15 protein-coding genes are annotated in these 18,796 nt (G+C 61.3%); 10 read left to right on the forward strand and 5 right to left on the reverse strand.

The features are described 5' to 3' along the window. From QZ522_RS03495 to QZ522_RS03535, 9 genes are all read left to right on the forward strand, one after another. A complete protein-coding gene (locus QZ522_RS03495) occupies positions 1-1,764 on the forward strand; it encodes an FAD-binding protein (RefSeq protein ID WP_294607532.1) in 1,764 nt (587 codons plus the stop codon). Beyond that, positions 1,761-2,717, forward strand: a complete 957-nt coding sequence (locus QZ522_RS03500; protein WP_294607535.1) for a fumarate hydratase — start codon at positions 1,761-1,763, stop codon at positions 2,715-2,717. Before QZ522_RS03495 ends, QZ522_RS03500 begins: the two co-directional genes overlap by 4 nt. Beyond that, positions 2,714-3,871 carry a CoA transferase gene (locus tag QZ522_RS03505; RefSeq protein ID WP_294607538.1) on the forward strand — a complete coding sequence of 386 codons (1,158 nt, stop codon included), beginning with the start codon at positions 2,714-2,716 and terminating at the stop codon, positions 3,869-3,871. Before QZ522_RS03500 ends, QZ522_RS03505 begins: the two co-directional genes overlap by 4 nt. Next, positions 3,858-4,526, forward strand: a complete 669-nt coding sequence (locus QZ522_RS03510; protein WP_294607541.1) for a fumarate hydratase C-terminal domain-containing protein — start codon at positions 3,858-3,860, stop codon at positions 4,524-4,526. Before QZ522_RS03505 ends, QZ522_RS03510 begins: the two co-directional genes overlap by 14 nt. Before the next feature lie 450 nt (positions 4,527-4,976). After that, positions 4,977-6,239, forward strand: a complete 1,263-nt coding sequence (locus QZ522_RS03515; RefSeq protein ID WP_294607544.1) for an imelysin family protein — start codon at positions 4,977-4,979, stop codon at positions 6,237-6,239. Positions 6,240-6,360: 121 nt separating this feature from the next. After that, on the forward strand, positions 6,361-7,386 hold the full coding sequence (locus QZ522_RS03520; protein ID WP_294607546.1) for a hypothetical protein: 1,026 nt from the start codon (positions 6,361-6,363) through the stop codon (positions 7,384-7,386). A 91-nt stretch (positions 7,387-7,477) separates the two neighbouring features. Continuing rightward, a complete protein-coding gene (locus QZ522_RS03525; RefSeq protein WP_294607594.1) occupies positions 7,478-8,932 on the forward strand; it encodes a di-heme oxidoredictase family protein in 1,455 nt (484 codons plus the stop codon). Beyond that, on the forward strand, positions 8,929-9,915 hold the full coding sequence (locus QZ522_RS03530) for an imelysin family protein (protein WP_294607547.1): 987 nt from the start codon (positions 8,929-8,931) through the stop codon (positions 9,913-9,915). The genes QZ522_RS03525 and QZ522_RS03530 overlap by 4 nt, the downstream gene beginning before the upstream one ends. Before the next feature lie 4 nt (positions 9,916-9,919). Then, entirely contained in the window at positions 9,920-10,990 is a 1,071-nt protein-coding gene (locus QZ522_RS03535; protein WP_294607550.1) for a DUF1513 domain-containing protein, read from the forward strand. A 161-nt stretch (positions 10,991-11,151) separates the two neighbouring features. Here QZ522_RS03535 and QZ522_RS03540 read toward each other — a convergent pair whose 3' ends face one another. The 4 genes from QZ522_RS03540 to QZ522_RS03555 are packed head-to-tail and all read right to left on the reverse strand — an operon-like array spanning position 11,152 to position 16,750. Continuing rightward, positions 11,152-12,564: a cytosine permease gene (locus QZ522_RS03540; protein WP_294607553.1), complete on the reverse strand. Its 1,413-nt coding sequence runs from the start codon at positions 12,562-12,564 to the stop codon at positions 11,152-11,154. Then, a complete protein-coding gene (locus QZ522_RS03545; RefSeq protein ID WP_294607556.1) occupies positions 12,564-12,722 on the reverse strand; it encodes a hypothetical protein in 159 nt (52 codons plus the stop codon). Before QZ522_RS03545 ends, QZ522_RS03540 begins: the two co-directional genes overlap by 1 nt. Before the next feature lie 45 nt (positions 12,723-12,767). Beyond that, positions 12,768-14,285 (reverse strand): aldehyde dehydrogenase family protein, encoded by a 1,518-nt coding sequence (locus QZ522_RS03550; protein ID WP_294607558.1) that lies wholly within the window; start codon positions 14,283-14,285, stop codon positions 12,768-12,770. After that, a complete protein-coding gene (locus QZ522_RS03555) occupies positions 14,285-16,750 on the reverse strand; it encodes an FAD-dependent oxidoreductase (protein ID WP_294607561.1) in 2,466 nt (821 codons plus the stop codon). Before QZ522_RS03555 ends, QZ522_RS03550 begins: the two co-directional genes overlap by 1 nt. A 167-nt stretch (positions 16,751-16,917) precedes the next feature. Between QZ522_RS03555 and QZ522_RS03560 the strand changes: the two genes are divergently transcribed. Continuing rightward, complete coding sequence (locus tag QZ522_RS03560) at positions 16,918-17,571, forward strand: XRE family transcriptional regulator (protein ID WP_294607564.1); 654 nt, start codon at positions 16,918-16,920, stop codon at positions 17,569-17,571. A 41-nt stretch (positions 17,572-17,612) separates the two neighbouring features. On the opposite strand, the gene QZ522_RS03565 is transcribed toward QZ522_RS03560, so the two are convergent. Then, positions 17,613-18,698: an SAM-dependent methyltransferase gene (locus QZ522_RS03565; RefSeq protein WP_294607567.1), complete on the reverse strand. Its 1,086-nt coding sequence runs from the start codon at positions 18,696-18,698 to the stop codon at positions 17,613-17,615. Between the last annotated feature and the right edge of the window lie 98 nt (positions 18,699-18,796).

The raw sequence follows: 18,796 nt of genomic DNA on the forward strand, positions 1-18,796 counted from the left end.
ATGGCACATCCCACAGAGATTGACCGCCACGATACCGATATCCTGATCATCGGTACCGGCGGCGCAGGGCTTTTCGCCGCCCTTCACGCCCAGCAATCCGCCCCCCCCGGCACCCGCATCACCATCGCCGTCAAAGGGCTGATCGGCAAATGCGGCTGCACCCGGATGGTGCAGGGCGGCTATAACGTGGCGCTTGGCGGCGGTGATACGGTCGAGCGGCATTTCATGGATACGATCCGGGGCGGCAAATGGCTTCCCAATCAGGATATGGCCTGGAAGCTCTGCGAACAGGCGGTCGTGCGCATCCACGAGCTTGAAAACGAGGTCGGCTGTTTCTTTGACCGCAACCCGGACGGAAGCCTGCACCAAAAGGCCTTTGCCGGGCAGACCGCGGATCGCACCGTACACAAGGGCGACCTTACCGGCATCGAGATCATCAGCCGCCTGATGGAACAGGTGCTCTCGCGCCCGGTCGAAAAGCTTCAGGAACACCGCGCCATCGGCCTTATCCCGACAGCAGACAAAAGCGCGCTTGCCGGGGTGCTGTTCATCGACATGCGGACCGGGCGCTTTCGCCTTGTGCGCGCCAAGACGGTGATGATGGCGACGGGCGGCGGCCCGACCATGTACAAATACAACACCCCCTCGGGCGACAAGACGATGGATGGCCTTGCCATGGCCCTGCGCGCCGGGCTTGAGCTGCGTGACATGGAAATGGTTCAATTCCACCCCACCGGTCTTTTGGCGGGCGATCATACCCGCATGACCGGCACCGTGCTCGAAGAAGGGCTGCGCGGCGCAGGCGGGCAGCTTTTGAACGGGGCGCAGAACCGCTTCATGTTCGATTATGACCCCAAGGGCGAACGCGCCACGCGCGATGTGGTCAGCCGCGGCATCTATTCAGAGATGCGCAAGAACAACACCTCTGAGAACGGCGGCGTGTTCATCTCGATGGCCCATCTCGGCCCCGACAACGTGCGCGCCAAGTTTCCCGGCATGGTCAAACGCTGCGCCGACAGCGGCTTTGATCTCGCCGCCGGTCTGGTCGAGGTGGTGCCGACCGCGCATTACTTCATGGGTGGTGTGGTGGTCGATGCCGACACCCGCACAGCCCTTGAGGGGCTTTACGTGGCTGGCGAAGACGCGGGCGGCGCGCATGGCTCGAACCGGCTTGGCGGCAATGGCGTGGCCAATTCCACCGTTTACGGCGGCGTCGCGGGTGACACGATGGGGGCAGATATTCGCAAGATGGGCGCCCTGCGCGATCCCTGCCCCGCCACCCTTCAGGCCGAGATCGACCGCGCCATGCATCCCCTCACCCGCAAGCCCGACCTTGTCCAACCTCTGCGTCACACCCTGCAAGAGGCGATGTGGGAAGATGTCGGTGTCTTGCGCACCGAAACCGGCCTGACGCGCGCACAGACCCGTATCGCCGATATTTCGGATGCCCTGATGGATGTCGGTGTCGCGGCCGACAACCTTGCCTTCAACCTCACCTGGCATGACTGGCTGAATTTGCGCTCGCTTTGTGATATATCTCAGGCGATCGCCCTGGCCGGCCTCGCGCGTGAAAATTCCCGCGGCGCCCATTACCGCGAGGATTTCCCCGATGAAGGCGACCTTGATGCGTCCTATTTCACCGTCGTGACACAGACGGGCGAAGGCCTTGACGTGCGCCGCGACCCCGTCGATTTCAGCATCGTTCGCCCTGACGAGACCATCCTGCCCGACGGCGAACCCGAAACACTGGTAGCTGCCCAATGATATCCATCGACCTCATCCAGAAAACCGCCGAAACCCTGATGGACAAGGCCGCGATCGAGATCCCCGACGATTATCTCTCGGGCCTCAAATCCGCCGCTGCCACCGAAGATGGCGATCTGTCGTCCTTCGTGTTGCAGGCGATGCTTGAAAACTATCAGGCCGCCAAGGAAGACCGCCGCGCCATGTGCGGCGATACCGGCACCCCGCGCTGGTACGTCAAGATGGGGAACGAGACACAGATCGAAGGCGGCCCCGTCGCACTTGAAGGTGCCCTGCGCCGCGCCACCGCCAATGCCACCAACGGCGTGCCGCTGCGCCCCAACCGGGTGCATCCGCTCTGGCGCACCGATCACAACAACAACGTCGGCATCGGCGCCCCCGAGATTGAATACGGCTATGAGCCGGGCGGCGAATGGATCGACCTGATCACCGTCCACAAGGGCGGCCTCTTTGGCACCGATTACCGCATGCTGTTCCCGAGCGACGGCATTCAGGGCATCAAGCGCTTCTATCTCGACAGCCTTGTTGCCTTTGGCAAACGCGGCCTTGCCTGTCAGCCGGCGATCATCGGCATTGGCCTTGGCGGATGCAAGGATACCTGCATGGTGCTCGGCAAACGTGCCGCCTGTCTTCGGGTGGTCGGCGATCGCAACCCCGACCCCAAAATTGCCGCGCTCGAGGATGAATTCAAAGAGCTTGGCAATTCCATCGGTATGGGTGCCATGGGCTTTGTCGGCAAGAACATGGTGATCGACTGCAATATCGAGGTTGGCTATTGCCACACCGGCGGCATGCAGATGTCGGTGCATGCCTTCTGCCTGTCGTCGCGTCGCGCCGTGGCGCGGGTGCATTCGGATGGCCGGGTCGAATACCGCACCGACCCCGAGTGGTTCACCGACTATCAGCGTCGCGACACGGTTGACTGGGCGCCGGAAATGGCCGCCGCGCAATGACCGTGACCGGCCCTCTTTCCGGCATCCGGGTGCTTGACCTCACCCATGTGCTGGCCGGGCCCTATGCCACCGGGCAGCTGGCGCTGATGGGCGCCGAGGTGATCCGTATCGAGCGCCCCGGGAACGATGATTTCGTCCGCACCCACGGCGGCACGGAAGCCATGCGCGCAAAGGGGCTTGGTGCGTCGTTTCTCAGCCAGAACAGCGGCAAGAAATCCGTGGTCCTCGATCTCAAGTCGGACACAGGCCGCGCCGCATTCCTCGATCTGGCTGCCACGGCGGATATCGTCACCGAGAACTTTCGCCCCGGCGTGACCGAACGGCTTGGCGTCGATTACGATACCCTCCGGACCCGGCGCGAGAATATCATCTACGCAAGCCTGACCGGCTTTGGCCCCGATGGCCCTTTGGCGGGCCGTCCGGCCTATGATCACATCCTGCAAGGCATGTGCGGGCTGATGGCGATGACCGGAACCGATGAGAGCGGCCCGATGCGCGTCGGCATGCCGATCGCCGATTACGTGGCGGGCCAGGTGCTTGTTTCGGCACTTCTGGCCGCCTTGCTTGAACGGGCGCGCCACCCTCACACACCGCAACGGCTTCATGTGTCGATGCTAGAGGCGATGACGACGCTGATGGGCACATATGCGCTGAACCATGAAACCACCGGGCAATTGCGCGGCCTCGATGGCAACCGCGCCTTTTCGGACTCGCCCTTTTCCGGGCGCTTCGACACCCTCGACGGCCAATTGGTTATCACCGCCAATACCCCCGCTCAGGCGACGCGCCTCTGCACCGCGCTTGCGCGTCCTGATTTGCTTGACGCCCCCGCGACCGAGGCAGAAACCACCTTGAAATTGCTCTTCCTTGAAAAGACCGCCGCCGATTGGGAGGATGTGCTGGCAGAGGCGAATGTGCCCGCCGCCAGGATCCTGACCCTCTCGGAGGCCATGGCCCACCCGCAACTGGCCGATAGCCCGGCCTGGCGCCCGATGACACAACCCGAGATCGGCAAGACCCTGCGCGCACCCGCCCTGCCGTTCCGGGCGGCCTGGGCGCCGCGCCAGCTTGCGCCGGCACCGACCTGCGGGCGCGATACGGCGGCCATTCTCGACCGGCTCACATCCCAGGAGGCCCCCAATGAAACCGCGTGAAATCCGCCTGAGCACGACCCCCACCCCCGAGGCCATCGCAGAGCTGCGCCTTGGCGATATCGTCTATCTCGACGGGCTGCTTTATACGGCGCGCGAAGGCGTCTACATGCGCGCGCTGGAAGAACAGGCGAATATCCCGATGGAGCTGCCAAGCCAGAGCGCGGCCAATTTCCATTGCTCGCCCGCCGCCGCGATCCGACCGGACGGTAGCTTTGACATGGGTGCCGTGACCGCGACCGCCTCGTTCCGCTTTGCCAAATGGCTGCCGGAATGGATCGCCAAGACCGGTGCGAAACTGATCATCGGCAAGGGTGGCATGTCGTCCAAGGACTACAAGGATTACTTCGTGCCCAACGGCGCGGTCTACCTCTCAACCGTCGGCTATGGCACCGGGGCGCTTTTGGGCCGGGGCATCGAAAAGGTCGAGGCCGTGCATTGGCAGGACGAACTTGGCCTCGCCCAAGCGATGTGGGTGATCCGCTGCAACCGCATGGGCCCCTTCATCGTCGCCTCTGACTTGGAGGGCAACTGTCTGTTCGAGCGCGAGAACGCCAGGATCGTGGAAAACCTCGACCGGGTCTATGAAGGCACCCGCCCGGCCGTGCTCAAACGCTATGGCGAAACCGACGATCGCTCGGACGAGGTCATCGGCTGATACCGGACCGGGCACAATCCGTCGCCACATCCCTCAGGTAATACTCCTTGTCACACGGCGGCCCTTAATGGCCCGGCGCAAGCAAGACGGTGCGGCGTCACCGTCGACCACATCACGCTGAAACTCCTGGTGTTGTAGCTTGCGCCATCGCGTGAGCGCGCTGCTCACGCAGGTACCGGCAAGTCAAACCCGACTAAACGACTCGGGCATTGCATATTCTGACTATTTCAGTCATCTACTCGAAAAGTGTCGCCGAATCGGGAGGACAGTCCTTGGCACGCGTGGATCAGATAACGCCGCCGCCGTGCCGCTGCGAACTCCTCCTGAGGGCGGTCGAGGGCGCGTCGTGGCCGATAATCTCCATGGAGCACATGCTTGATCGCCTGACCGACCTTTTAGGCCAAAGCTCTGAATGGGCAGCAAACATTTAACGAACGAAGGGACTTCCAGATGATCCGCAATTTTCTGACCACGACGGCACTTGCCGCCGCGCTTGGCGGCGGAGCGCAAGCTCAAACGGCGACCGATGTGCTCGACACCTATGCCGATATTGCAGCCGCGAAATACGAGGACAGCCTGACCGCAGCCCGCGCCCTGGAGGTCTCCGTCGCGGCCCTGATCGACACGCCATCCGCCGATGCACTCCAAGCTGCCCGTGCCGCCTGGATCGCGGCACGCGTGCCCTATCAGCAAACCGAGGTCTATCGGTTCGGCAATTCCATCGTCGACGACTGGGAGGGCCGGGTGAACGCGTGGCCGCTTGATGAGGGGCTGATCGACTATGTCGACGGCGCCTATGGCGGAGCGACCGACGAGAACCGGCTGGCCGCGCTCAACGTGATCGCCAATCCCTCCTTCTCGCTGTCGGGCGCAGAGATTGACGCCTCCGAAATCACGCCCGCGCTCTTGCAGGACACGCTGCACGAGGTCGACGGGATCGAGTCGAACGTGGCCACCGGCTATCACGCCATCGAATTCCTGCTCTGGGGTCAAGACCTGAACGGGCATGGTGACGGCGCGGGCGACCGCCCCTGGACAAACTACGCGCAAGGCGACGCCTGTACTGGTGGCAACTGCGACCGGCGGGCCGATTACCTTGCGGCAGCGACAGAGCTTCTGGTGTCGGATCTGGAATGGATGGCCGCACAATGGGCCGAAGGCGGGGACGCCCGTGCGAACGTCATGGCCAATGAGAAAGCCGGACTTTCGGCGATCCTGACGGGCATGGGTTCGCTCTCTTATGGCGAGCAGGCCGGCGAGCGGATGCGCCTCGGCCTGATGTTGAATGACCCGGAAGAAGAGCATGACTGCTTCTCGGACAACACGCACAACAGCCACTACTATGACGGTCTGGGGGTCCAGAACGTCTATCTCGGTGAATACGTGCGGATTGACGGCTCGCTCGTCTCCGGGCCGTCGCTCTCGGATCTGGTTGCGGCGGCCAATCCTGACCTCGATGCCGGGATGCGCGCGCACCTCGACGTCACGATGACGGCGCTCGCCCGGATCAAGACCGCCGCCGAAGCAGGCTTTGCCTATGACATGATGCTCGAACGCGGCAATGACGCGGGCGAGGCGCTGATAATGGGCGGGGTCGATGCTCTCATCGCGCAGACCCGGTCCATCGAACGGGTGATCGCCGCGCTGGACCTGAATGGCGCGACGATCGAGGGCTCTGACAGCCTCGACAACCCCTCGGCCATCTTCCAGTAAAATCCCCCGCCCGCCATCCTGAATGGCGGGCGAGATACCCAGCTTGCAGCTAGGCATGTTATCACATAACTCATAACGCTGACGCAATAAGCCGTCACAAAAAACAAACCAAGGAACAGTGATGAAAACTCTACCTGCAACGCTTGCCGCCTGCGCGGTGTTCGGTGCGACTGCTGCCCAATCCCAGGATGCAACCGCGCCTTTCTCGGCCGAATTCTCAACCGAGTTGCAAAGCGATTTCACGGTCGACTCCTCCGCCCCCGGCGGCGAGATCAACAACACCTTCGCAACCATCGAGGGCGCGCTTTCTTTTGCCTTTACCTCACGCACGTCAATCAACAGCACATTGGTTCTCGAACAGATCACTGCACCGATGTCGGACAGCTTTCTCGAAGATCATGGCCTCTATGCAGAGGAGCTTTATTTCGCGCATGATTTCGGCGCAGCACAGGTCGTGCTTGGCAAGTTCAACCCCGCCTTTGGCACAGCCTGGGACGTCGCACCGGGTATATACGGCGTTGATTTTGCGGAAGATTACGAAATCACCGAAAGGGTCGGCGCGGGTCTCGTGATCCCCTTTGCCGCCGGTCGGGGCGAGCATGAGCTAAGCCTGTCGATCTTCAACGCGGACCGCAGCATCCTAAGCGAGTCGCTTGGCAAAAATCGCGGGCGCACAAATCGCGGCGATGGCGGCGTGTCAAATACCAGCGGGCCCGAATCCGTCGCCGTCTCCCTCTCGGGTGCCTTTGGCGCGACCGCCTATAACCTCGGCCTGCAATCGCAGGCGCGCGGGGTCGGTGACGCGAAGGATCAAACCGGGATCGTCGGCGGTATCAGCCATGCCTTCGCAACCGGCGCGCTGCCTGTCACGCTGCTGGCCGAATTCGCGCATTTCGACCACTACGATGGCACCGCAGACAGCGCAACATATGCGACATTCGGTGTTGAGGCACCCGTCGGGCCCGTTACCCTGTCAGCGGTCTATGCGCTGCGCGACGTCGAGACCCTGCCCCAGGACCACCTGGCCACGCTCTCGGGCGAGATCGAAATCGCCGATGGTCTGAGCGCGGCGTTGGCCTATCGCTATGGCGACGAGGGCGACGACGAGACCCACACCATCGGCGCATTGTTTGCTTACGAGTTCTGAGGATCACCATTAAAAGGTCATGCCCGTGCCCAAGCCCAAGCCATATCGCACGCTCATTCCGATCGTCGCCATAGCCAGTATCTGCGCGGGCATGACCGCCGCACAAACCCTTCGCGACATCCATCTCGATGTCATCCCGCGCACCGAGGCCGAACGCGCGCGCGTCGAAACCGTGACCGCCCCGCCCGAGGATATCTCGGGGGCCTGGCCCTTCGAGGAAAACTCCGGCGGGGCGCAGACCGTGCGCCCGCGCGACACGTCGGATGCGTTTTCGCAACCGGCCGCAAACCTCACCTTCGAGCAGGAGCTGGATTTCCGCGTCGGCAACGGGATGTTCCGCCGAATCTGGGTATCCGCGCCCGCGTCCACAATCGCATCGGACGGACTCGGGCCGCTCTACAATGCGCGCTCCTGCCAGCGGTGCCACCTGAAAGACGGTCGCGGTCATCCGCCAGAGGGGCCGCAGGACACGGCCGTCTCGATGTTCCTGCGGCTGTCCATTCCGGCGCCGGACAGCGAGGAAATCGAACACTACATAGCCGGCACCCACGCCACCGCGCCCGAGCCGACCTATGGCACACAACTACAGGACTTCAGCCTGCCCGGGCACGCCCCCGAATACCGCTTGCATATCGAATACGAGGACGTTGAGGTGCCGCTCTCGGGTGGCGAAACGGCGACGCTGCGCCGCCCCAGCTACACCGCCGCCGATCTGGGCTATGGCCCTCTCCATCCGGACACGATGCTCAGTCCCCGAGTGGCGCCGCAGATGATCGGGATGGGCCTGCTGGAGGCGATCCCGACCGAGGACATCCTCGCCTGGTCCGATCCGCAGGATATCAACGGCGACGGCATCTCGGGCAATCCGCAAATCGTCTGGTCCGCCCTACACGATCGACCGATGCTGGGCCGCTTCGGCCACAAGGCTGGCAATCCGAGCGTGCTGGAACAGACCGCAAGCGCCTTCGTGGGCGATATCGGCATCTCCAACCCGATCCACACCGCCGGATCGGGGGAGTGCACCGACGTTCAGACTGATTGCACCGCTGCGCTTGATGGCAGCGATGCGGAACAGGTCGGCCTGGACCTCGTGACCTTCTACAGCCAGACGCTCGCGGTTCCCGCCCGGCGTGGCGTGGACGATCCGGAGGTGTTGCGCGGGCGCGAGGTGTTCTTCGGGTCCGGCTGTGCCTCGTGTCACCGGCCCAACTACGTCACCCACCGGCTGGCGGGCAACGACCCGGCCAGCTTTCAGCTGATCTGGCCCTATTCCGACATGCTGCTGCATGACATGGGCGAGGGCCTCTCCGACAACCGCCCCGAGGGCCGCGCCTCGGGAGGGGAATGGCGCACGGCGCCGCTTTGGGGAATCGGGCTGACCGAGACGGTCGCGGGCCACACCTACTTCCTGCATGACGGTCGTGCGCGCTCGCTTCTCGAAGCGGTGCTCTGGCATGGCGGCGAGGCGAAGGCGGCGCGCGATAACGTCGTCGAGATGCCGCCCACCGACCGCGCGGCCCTAATTCGCTTTCTGGAGAGCCTATGAGACCGATTTCCGTCGCCCTCCTGAGTGTCGGCCTCGCGACACCCGCCTCTGCCGACTTGGACGAGGCGCTTGACAAGCACATCCTGCCGGGGTTCGCGCGCTTTGCAGAGGCGACGGAGAACCTCGCGCGGGCCACGAGGGAGGATTGCCGCGCCGAAGCGCTGAACCCGGCGTTCCACGAGGCCTTCGATGCGTGGATGCCCGTGGCCGACCTGCGGCTCGGTCCGTCCGGGACCGGCGCTCTCTCGATCGCCTTCTGGCCGGACGCGCGCGGTTTCACGCCCCGGACGCTCGGACGGCTGATCGCCGAAGAGGACCCGGTCGCGGGCGACGTGGAGCGCTATGTCGAGGTGTCGATCGCGGCGCGCGGCCTCTTCGCGCTTGAGATGCTGGCCTTTGATCCGGAGTTTTCAAACTATGCCGAAGGCAGCTATACCTGCCGACTCGTCGCGACCATCGCCGCCGATCTCGACCGACAGGCCGATGCGCTCGCCGCCGCGTGGGAACATACCTATGCGGATACGCTCCGCACAGCGGGCGACCCGAGCAATACCACCTACCTGACGGAACAAGAGGCGGTCCGGGCGATCTACACCCAGATTCTATCGTCGCTCGACTTCACCGCTGACCAGCGTCTTGGCATTCCGATGGGCACGTTTGATCGCCCACGCCCTGCCCGCGCCGAGGCCCGGCGGTCCGAACGCAGCCTGCGCAACGCCGTTCTGGCCACCAAGGCGGCCCATGGTCTTGCCACGGCACTCGCAGACTGGAACCTGCCAGAGACCGATGCTGCACTGGGTCATACCCGCGAAGCTGCCACACGGATCGAGGATCCAGGCTTTCAGGACGTAACAGAGCCGCAGGCCCGGTTGCGGGTCGAGGTACTGCAACAAACGGTGCGTGCCCTGAGCGGGGCGATCCAATCCGAAATCGGCGCACGGCTGGGGATCGCGCGCGGCTTCAATGCGCAGGACGGAGACTGATACCATGATCCACCGTCGCGGCTTTCTCGCCTCTCTGCTCGCTGTCGGAGCCACACCGCGGCTCGGCTGGGCTGCTGTGGGCAATCCGTCCTATCTTGCCGCCGCGCGGGATCCGGATGGCAGCTTCGCGCTCTACGGACTCGATACCCGCGGCGCATCGACATTCCGTGTGCCTCTCCCCGCGCGGGGTCACGCCGGGGCGGGCCATCCGTCCCGTGCAGAAGCGGTGACCTTCGCCCGTCGGCCCGGCACCTTCGCCCTCGTCCTCGATTGTGCGCGGGGCGGCGTGCTGCACCGGCTGACCCCTCCTGAAGGTCGTCAGTTCAACGGCCACGGCGTCTTTTCCGCAGATGGCACCGTGCTCTTCACCAGCGAACAGCGCAGCGACACCAGCGAGGGTATCATCGGTGTCTGGGACACCGCGGCAGGCTACACCCGCCACGATGAATTTCCGAGCGGCGGGCTCGGCGTCCATGACCTGCGCCTGATGCCGGGCGGCGAGACACTGGTCGTCGCCAACGGAGGGATCGCGACCGATGCCACCGACCGGACCAAGCTTAACGTGGCCACCATGCGGCCAAACCTGACCTATCAGACGATCTCGGGCTCGATATTGGATCAGGTCGAACTTGAGCGCGATCTGTGGCAAAACTCGATCCGCCATCTCGCGATCCGGCACGATGGCTTTGTCGGATTTGCGATGCAGTGGGAGGGGCAAGACGGTGCCGCAACACCGCTGCTTGGGCTTCACCGCCGGGGAAACCCGCCCCGTCTCGCCGAGGCTCCTCTCGGCGATGAACTCGCGATGCAGGGCTATGCCGGCAGCATCGCCTTCAGCGGCGACGGCACCCAGATTGCCATCACCTCGCCGCGCGGCGGGCGGTTGCACCGTTTTTCGACCGAAGGCGCTTTTCTGGGCGCCGTGTCACGGGCGGATATCTGTGGGCTTGCACCGATGCGGGGTGGATATCTCGCAAGCGACGGGCTGGGCGGGTTGATCGCGATCGACGCGACAGGGCCGACACCGCTCGCCCGGGTCGATTGCGCCTGGGACAACCACATCGTCGCGCTTTGATAGGGATGTTGCCGCGATTGATTGGGCGGATCGTTTCGCTTCCATTCAAGGCGGCCTTTGCGGTTTGCAAGGATCCAGTGCTTTAACCGATTTCAAAAAGCGAGAGCGACGAAAAATTCGCCGCTCTCGACCCTGATGGTACGTCTGTTCCGGCCCTGTCGTTAATCGTAGCCGCCGCGCCCTGCACCACGCACGGCAATGGTCACGATCCAGAAGACCAAGCCCCCGATCACGGCCGCAGGTAACGACGCGGTCATGAAATCATAGGGAGCGCGCGACGCATAGGTGATCGGATCCAGCAGATAGACATAGGTGACAAACCCGGCTGCCATGCCAAGAAGGCCCGCGGGGTTGAAACCGGCCCAATAATAGTAGGCCGCGCTATCGGAATTGTCATAGAGCGCACGCAGATTAAGCCTCTGGTTTCTCAGAATGAGAAAGTCCACGATCTGAATTCCACAGAGGGGCGCAAAGAAAACACCGATGAAAGCCAGGAACGTCCCGAAATTGCTGAAGAACAAATCCGGCAGGATGACCGTGATAATCGCAACCGGAACCAGACCCAGCAACAACGTTGCAGTCCATGGCAGCCGCTCGAATGACGGCACCGAGCGCAATCCGACGGCGGTGGCATAGACACCGATGATCGCCGTGCCGAGATTGGCTGCGAGTACAAACAGCAGCGCAATCGAGCCGTAGAAGACACCACCGAGTTCGACCATCCATTGTGATGGGTCCGAAATTCCAAGCGCCAGGATCGCGGCCAGCCCGATCACACTCAGGAGCGGGACTGGCAGGCCCATACCTAACATCGCGGGCTTGACCGCACTGGAGGCATTAGGTGCAACCCGCACCATCGCACCGATGTAGGGCCACCAGGATAACAAGCTGACAATGCCGATTTCAACGCCGGTAACGTAATCCCAACGCAGGCTTCCCGATGCATAGGCCGGTTCAGCCGCAGCAATGGCATCGGATTTTGTGGACAACAACAGCCATGTCATCCACGCGCCGACACCGAGGATAAAGAAAAACAGAACGTTCGATATCCGCTCGATCCCGGTCTTTCCGCTCAAGAGAACATAAAAGACGACCGCACAGGCGAGAAGTGTTGCAATTGCCTGCGCCGTACCGCTTAAGGATTCGTCGATCACCCCGATGGTCAACAGCAATTGAACTGCTGTTTTTCCGAAAAAGATAAGCAACAAACAGTTCCATCCGATGATCGACGTATACTGAAGAAACACCGGGATGATCCATCCACGACTGCCAAATTGTGGCCGTGCGCTGACGATGGAATCAATACCGTAACGGCCCGCAGACGGGACCACGGCCAATGTCACCAGAAGGATGCCGATCATCGATCCGGCCGTCATTGATGCGAACCCCATCTTCAGGTTCAGATAATAGCCGACATACTCTCCGATAATGTAACACCAGGTAGCAGCAGCCGCGACAAGCAGCACAACGCCAAGCTCCAACTGCCCCCAGGTTCGTTCGGATTTCAGCAACGGCCAATTCGTCTCTTCGGCGGTATCGCCCGATTGTGTGGCGGTGGTTTGCTCCATAGACATCACATCCACCCCCAGATCAGCAAAAGTACCGGGAACACGACCCCGCTGGCCAAAAGAAACAGCCAATCGCCACCGCGCATTGCGGGTCGCTCTGCTGCCTCGCGCTCGGCCTGTTCGAGGCGGCTTTCAAGCTCTGGACTCAAGCTAGATGAACTCATTTTGATTTCCTTCCTGTTGGTATTGTTTTTTAGGTTTCCAACCAATCACTTGGTACCAGGGTGCATTTCGTCGTCCGCATAAGGGAACCACCAGAAATCTTGCGGCTGACAGTGCGGATCGACCATGACCATCTTGGTTTCCCGGAATGTCTCGAGGCCCTCCGGCCCTAGCTGCCGCCCCATACCGCTAAGCTTCGATCCACCGAACGGACCGGCATCATTGTCGAGCAACGGGGCATTGACCCAGACCATCCCCGCCTCCAATTCTTCGGTGGCGCGGATCGTCTCTTCGAGATCACGGGTATAGATATTGGCCCCAAGCCCATAGTCCGACGCATTGGCAAGCGTCAGCGCTTCTTCAAAATCACTGACCTTGCAGATAGGCGCAACGGGGCCGAAACTTTCGTGCTTGAAAACACTCATGTCCGGAGCGCAGTCCACCAAAACGGTCGGTTCGACAAACCAGCCCTGGTTGAACTCCGAAGGTCGGCTGCCGCCTATCGCAGCGCGTGCGCCTTCGTCCAGTGCCCCCTGAAGAACCGCTTCGTATCGCTCGCGCTCCCTGGACGATACCATCGGCCCCATATCGACGCGGTCCAATCCGTTTCCGATACGAATCTTTCGAGTTTCTTCGATAAGCTTCTCGACAAACGCATCATGGATATCTTCGTGGACATAGAACCGCTCGGCCGACACACATATTTGACCGCAGTTCATGTAAGCCGAAAACGCAGCCGCCCTGGCGGCAACATCCAGGGGTGCGGATGGCATGATCAGGAACGGGTCATTGCCAGAGGTTTCGATCAGGCTTGGCTTGATCAGCTCACCGCACGCTTTGGCAACCGCGCGCCCGACCGGCACACTTCCGGTAAATGCGACAACATGGGTGTCACGGTGGCGTACAAGGTGATCCCCCACATCGCCCCCGCCGGTCACAATCTGGAACAATCCTTCAGGCAGGCTCTTGAGTGCTTCGGCGAACAACAGCGTGGTCAATGTCGTGTATTCAGACGGCTTGACGATCACGGCATTGCCGGTCGCCAGGGCCGCCCCGGCTTCCCAGCAAAGCAACACCAACGGGTAGTTGAACGGCATGATCAATGCAGCGGTGCCGCAGGGCTGTTTCAGCGTATAATGGAATTGACCTGCGACAGCAGGCCCCATGACCCGGCCCTGTTCGTTTCTGCCCAGCTCGGCCGAATAGCGCAGTGAATGGATGCTCCAGTTCACTTCGTCCACGGATTCCTTGTATGGCTTGCCCATCTCGCGGGTCATCGCCTCGGCCAGAATGGGCCGCATTTCGTCAAGCCTGTCCGCGACCTGATGTATTGCATGCGCCCGGTCGAGGGCCGACAAGTTACGCCACCAGTGTTTCTGCGCCTTGCTGCAACTCTCCAGCGCCTCGTCAATTTCCGCCTTCGGGGACTGCGCGACCGAGCCCAGCACGATTTCGGTCGCCGGTTCGATCACATCACAGGATTTGCTCCCGCTGCTCAATCGGAACGCGCCGTCGATATACACATGGTTGCTGAGGTCTTTCATACGTTGCATCACATCACCCATCACGTGATCCCTTTCTTCTCTTGTCCGCGAATGCGATCATTGGCCGGGTCGTAAAACCCCTTGAACTGAACCGAGACCGGATAGCGCCGAAGCGCCACCTCGACCTCAAACTGCCCGGTATTCAAAAACTCTGAACTTACCCCGTCGCCATGTTCGACATAGCCCATCCCCAGGGACGCACCGATGCGGTGCCCGTATCCGCCGGACGTGACCGAACCAACGATCACACCGTCGCGCAGGATTGGTTCTTCGTGGTAAAGCAACGGTGGATTTTCCGGCACCTCCAGCCTGAGCTGGATCAGGCGGCGTGTCTGGGGTCTTCGCTCGCGGGCCTGCAACAGGGCCATTCGCCCACGGAAATCGTCTTTGTCCCAATCCACCGCGAACGAGAGCCCGGCCTGCATTGGCGTGTCTTCTTCACCGATATCATGCCCCCAGTGCCGATACCCTTTTTCCATACGCAATGAGTTGATCGCGAAATAGCCGCCATGGCCTAACCCGAACGCCTCGCCCGCATCTGTCAGCACATCAAACACATGCTGCACATAGTCAGCACCGACATAGAGCTCCCACCCCAGTTCCCCCACATAGGTCAAACGGCTGGCGCGAACACGGGCATACCCCAGCTCAATCTCGCGGCTGGTACCAAACGGAAAACCCTTATCGGACAGATCAGCGCCCGATACTTTTTCAAGCAAAGCCCGCGACTTTGGCCCCATAAGCCCCAGCATCGGCAAGCCGGCAGTCAGATCCGTGGCAATGGCATGCGCATCATCCGGTATCGACCGGCGCAACCATGAAAAATCGCGTGTTTGCGACGCACCGAGCGTTACAATCAGATAGCAATCAGGGGCGGTACGGGTGATCGTGACGTCGGCTTCGATGCCACCGCGATCATTCAGCCATTGGGTATAGACCACTTTGCCCAACGCTACATCGACGTTCGCCGCCGAAACGTGATTGAGTATGCGGCAAGCATCGCGACCGCGAAGTTCGAACTTGGCGAAACAGCTCTGATCGAACAGGGTCACATTATCACGCGTATTCAGGCATTCGGCGCGCGTATCCTCAAACCAGCTTTGTGGTCCATACGAATAGGTAATTTCGCGCGACCGTTCGTCGCCTGCGAAAAAGCCGGGGCGTTCAAAGCCCGCGGCTTCAGTCATCACCGCGCCACGCGATAGCAGCCTGTCATGCAAAGGCGAGCGTCGCACCCCGCGCGCGGTCTCGAACTGACGATAGGGCCAGTGCATTGCGAAAAGCAGCCCCAGTGTTTCCTTGGTGCGGTCGAACAGATAGCGGCTATTGGACTGAAAGGGCTGCATGCGCCGCACATCCACATCCGCCAGTTCCATCGGCGGGTGCCCATCGTGAATCCAGGCCGCCAATGCCTTGCCGACTCCGCCAGAGGACAAAATACCAACCGAATTAAAGCCACAGGCGCAGAAAAGGCCGCTCACTTCCGGCGTTTCCCCCAGCAAATAGCGGTCATCCGGCGTGAAACTCTCGGGGCCATTGAATAACAGCTGAATGCCGGTTTCGGCCAGTTTCGGCACCCGCCTGACCGCCATCTCGAGGATCGGTTCGAAATGATCGAAATCCTCGGGCAGGCTATCGAAACAGAAATCTTCCGGGATGCCATGATGCCCCCAGGGCTTGGCCTCTGGCTCAAAACATCCAAGCAGGATCTTACCCGCGTCTTCCTTGTAATAGGAACATTCGTCACCCACGAACATCACCGGCAGGTCTCTTGGCAGGGCAGGTATCTGTTCTGTCACAACATAAAAATGCTCGGCCGCATGCAGTGGCAACGACACACCGATGTCACCCGCCAGATCGCGCGACCACATGCCGCCGGCAATGACCACTTTTTCGGCGTAAATCTCTGAACCATCCGTCAGCACAACACCCCGTGCGCACCCCTCCTCGACCAGGATTCGCGCGACAGAACAGTGTTCCCGGATTTTCACACCCTTTTGACGGGCCCCTTTTGCCATGGCCATGGTCACGTCAGCGGGATTGACCTGACCATCCTTGGGCATCCAGATGCCGCCGGCCAAATCCCCGACCTCGACCAATGGATATCTCTCCCGGATTTCTCCCGGGGAAACCTCATATGCTTCCAACCCGAAATTGCGCGCCATTGAGGCGCCGCGCTTCAGTTCTTCGAGCCTTGCCTCGTGGGTTGCGAGCCTGAGAGAGCCGTTCTGACGGTATCCGGTCGCTTGTCCGGTTTCCGCTTCGAGCCGGGTGAACAACTCGCCTGTGTACTTGGCGAGTTCGGTCATGTTGCGGGTCGCGCGCAGCTGCGTGACCAATCCGGCGGCATGCCATGTCGTTCCGCAGGTCAATTGCTTGCGCTCGCACAACACGACATTTGTAATGCCGAGTTCCGCCAGATGATAGGCGATGGAACACCCCGCGACACCGCCACCGATGATCACCACATCCGCTATCTCTGACATTCGATCACCTACCCCAAAGAAATCGTTTCCGTAGGATTAGCACCATTAGTGAACTTATCAATATAAAAGTTCACTAATGTGATCTATAGTATATTTAATTTCACACTGAGTTGCGCATCCCGCGAGAGGTGTTAAAACCGGCACGACACAACCTTCAGAGAGTTTAAATGGTAAACAACCTTCCCAAAGTCCTGCGTCCTTCCAACAAGGATGGCCTTGCCGAGGGGGACCGCGACAAGGTGAACCTGAAAGATGTAACCGATCTCGATCCACGGGTCGGAAAGGAAATCCGGGGATTGCGCAAGGCTCGTGATGCGACGATTGCCGACCTCAGCAAAGCCACCGGCCTGTCCAAAGGCTATCTCAGCCAGATTGAACGCGGCATTTCCAGTCCTTCGATCAAAGCATTGCACTCTATCAGCCGTGCGCTCGGTGTAACGATCAGCTGGTTCTTCCCGCCACAGACCGACGAGGATGAGGCATTACGCGATACCGTGGTGCGCGCAGATGGCCGACGCAGCCTGACGTTCAAGAACGGCATCACTGATGAATTGCTTTCCCCGAATCTGGACGGTGAAATCGAGCTTTTGCGATGCATTTTCCCGCCCGGCTCCACAAGTGGTGCCGAAGCCTACACGCATCGTGGAGAGGAAGCCGGTTTCGTGATCGAAGGGCGGCTCGATCTTTGGCTGGACGGACGTCATATACAATTGAACGCCGGTGACAGCTTTGCCTTTCGCAGCGACAGACCGCATCGCTATGCCAACGTTACCGACGAAACCACCATAGTGATTTGGTCCATTAGCCCGCCAACCTACTGAACTGATGCGATGAGCACCCCCGACCGACGGCGCGGGCGATGTCACGCAAACCCTGAAGTGGCGACAAAAGGCTCGGTCGCGCGCACGGTCAGGGACCGCCCCAGCCGTGCCGCATCGGCGCAATCCGCCGGAACTCCAGGGACAATATCGCAGGGAATACCTGCTGCGGTAGCTGCAGCGATTTCTTCTCCTGCGCGGCCAAAGATCATCGGGTCACCGAATTTCAGGCATACGACACGGCGTCCCGTGCGGGCTTCGGCGAGGATGGCCGCTGTTATTCTGTCCTGTGGCCAGTCATGTGCACCGGCGACTTTGCCGACACAGACACGCTTGGCATCCCGACGGGCCAGTTCAAACACGTCAGCATCAACCAGCCGATCATAAAAGATCACGTCGGCCTCTTGCAGATATTCAACCGCGCGCAGCGTCAGCAGATCACGCGCACCCGGCCCGGCACCGACCAGCGCAATACGGCCCGTCGCAGCGCCAGTCGGCGGGGCGCCATTCTCGATCGCCGCCTTGATGGATCTGGCCGCTGCGCGTTCCTCGCCTCGGGACCAGTCGTCGCGCGGCATGCCCTTGAACACCCACGCCCACAGGGCGCGGCGTTGTTCCCGTGGCACACGCGCAGAGACCGCCGGACGCAACCGGCCAGCCAACGCCGCCAACCCGCCGATATTGCGCGGCAGCAGGGCTTCCAGTCTGGTCTTGATATCACGCGTCAGAACCGGCGCGGTACCTTCGCTGCCGATGGCAACAACAATAGGGTCGCGATCCACGATGGCCGGGGTGGTCAGATCGCACATTTCGGGCTGATCCACCACATTCACGGGGCAGCGCGCGGCGCGGGCGAGGGCATGTAGGCTGACATCAATGCCAGGACAACCGGTGCCGATAAAGGCCATGGCGGCATCATCGAACAGCGCCGCCGTGATCGGACCCCTGTGCCATTCGGCACGCCCCCCGGACACGATACCCTGCAATTCAGGCTCAAGATCATGCGCCAACAGCACAATTCTTGCGTCCGTTTTCAGAATGAGCCACGCCTTTTGCGCCGCTGTCTCGCCGCCGCCGACAATGATCACGCGGCGGTCTGTGGTGCGGATGAACATGGGAAAGCTCTTCATGCGGTCGTCTCCTGCGGCATAAAATGTTCACGTCTCTCCCAAAGAGACTGCGCTGTGGTTTGCGCGTTCAAGGCCGCTGGCATATCCACTGCCAATGC

The organism is uncultured Roseovarius sp., from assembly GCF_913054395.1.
Lineage (GTDB): Bacteria > Pseudomonadota > Alphaproteobacteria > Rhodobacterales > Rhodobacteraceae > Roseovarius.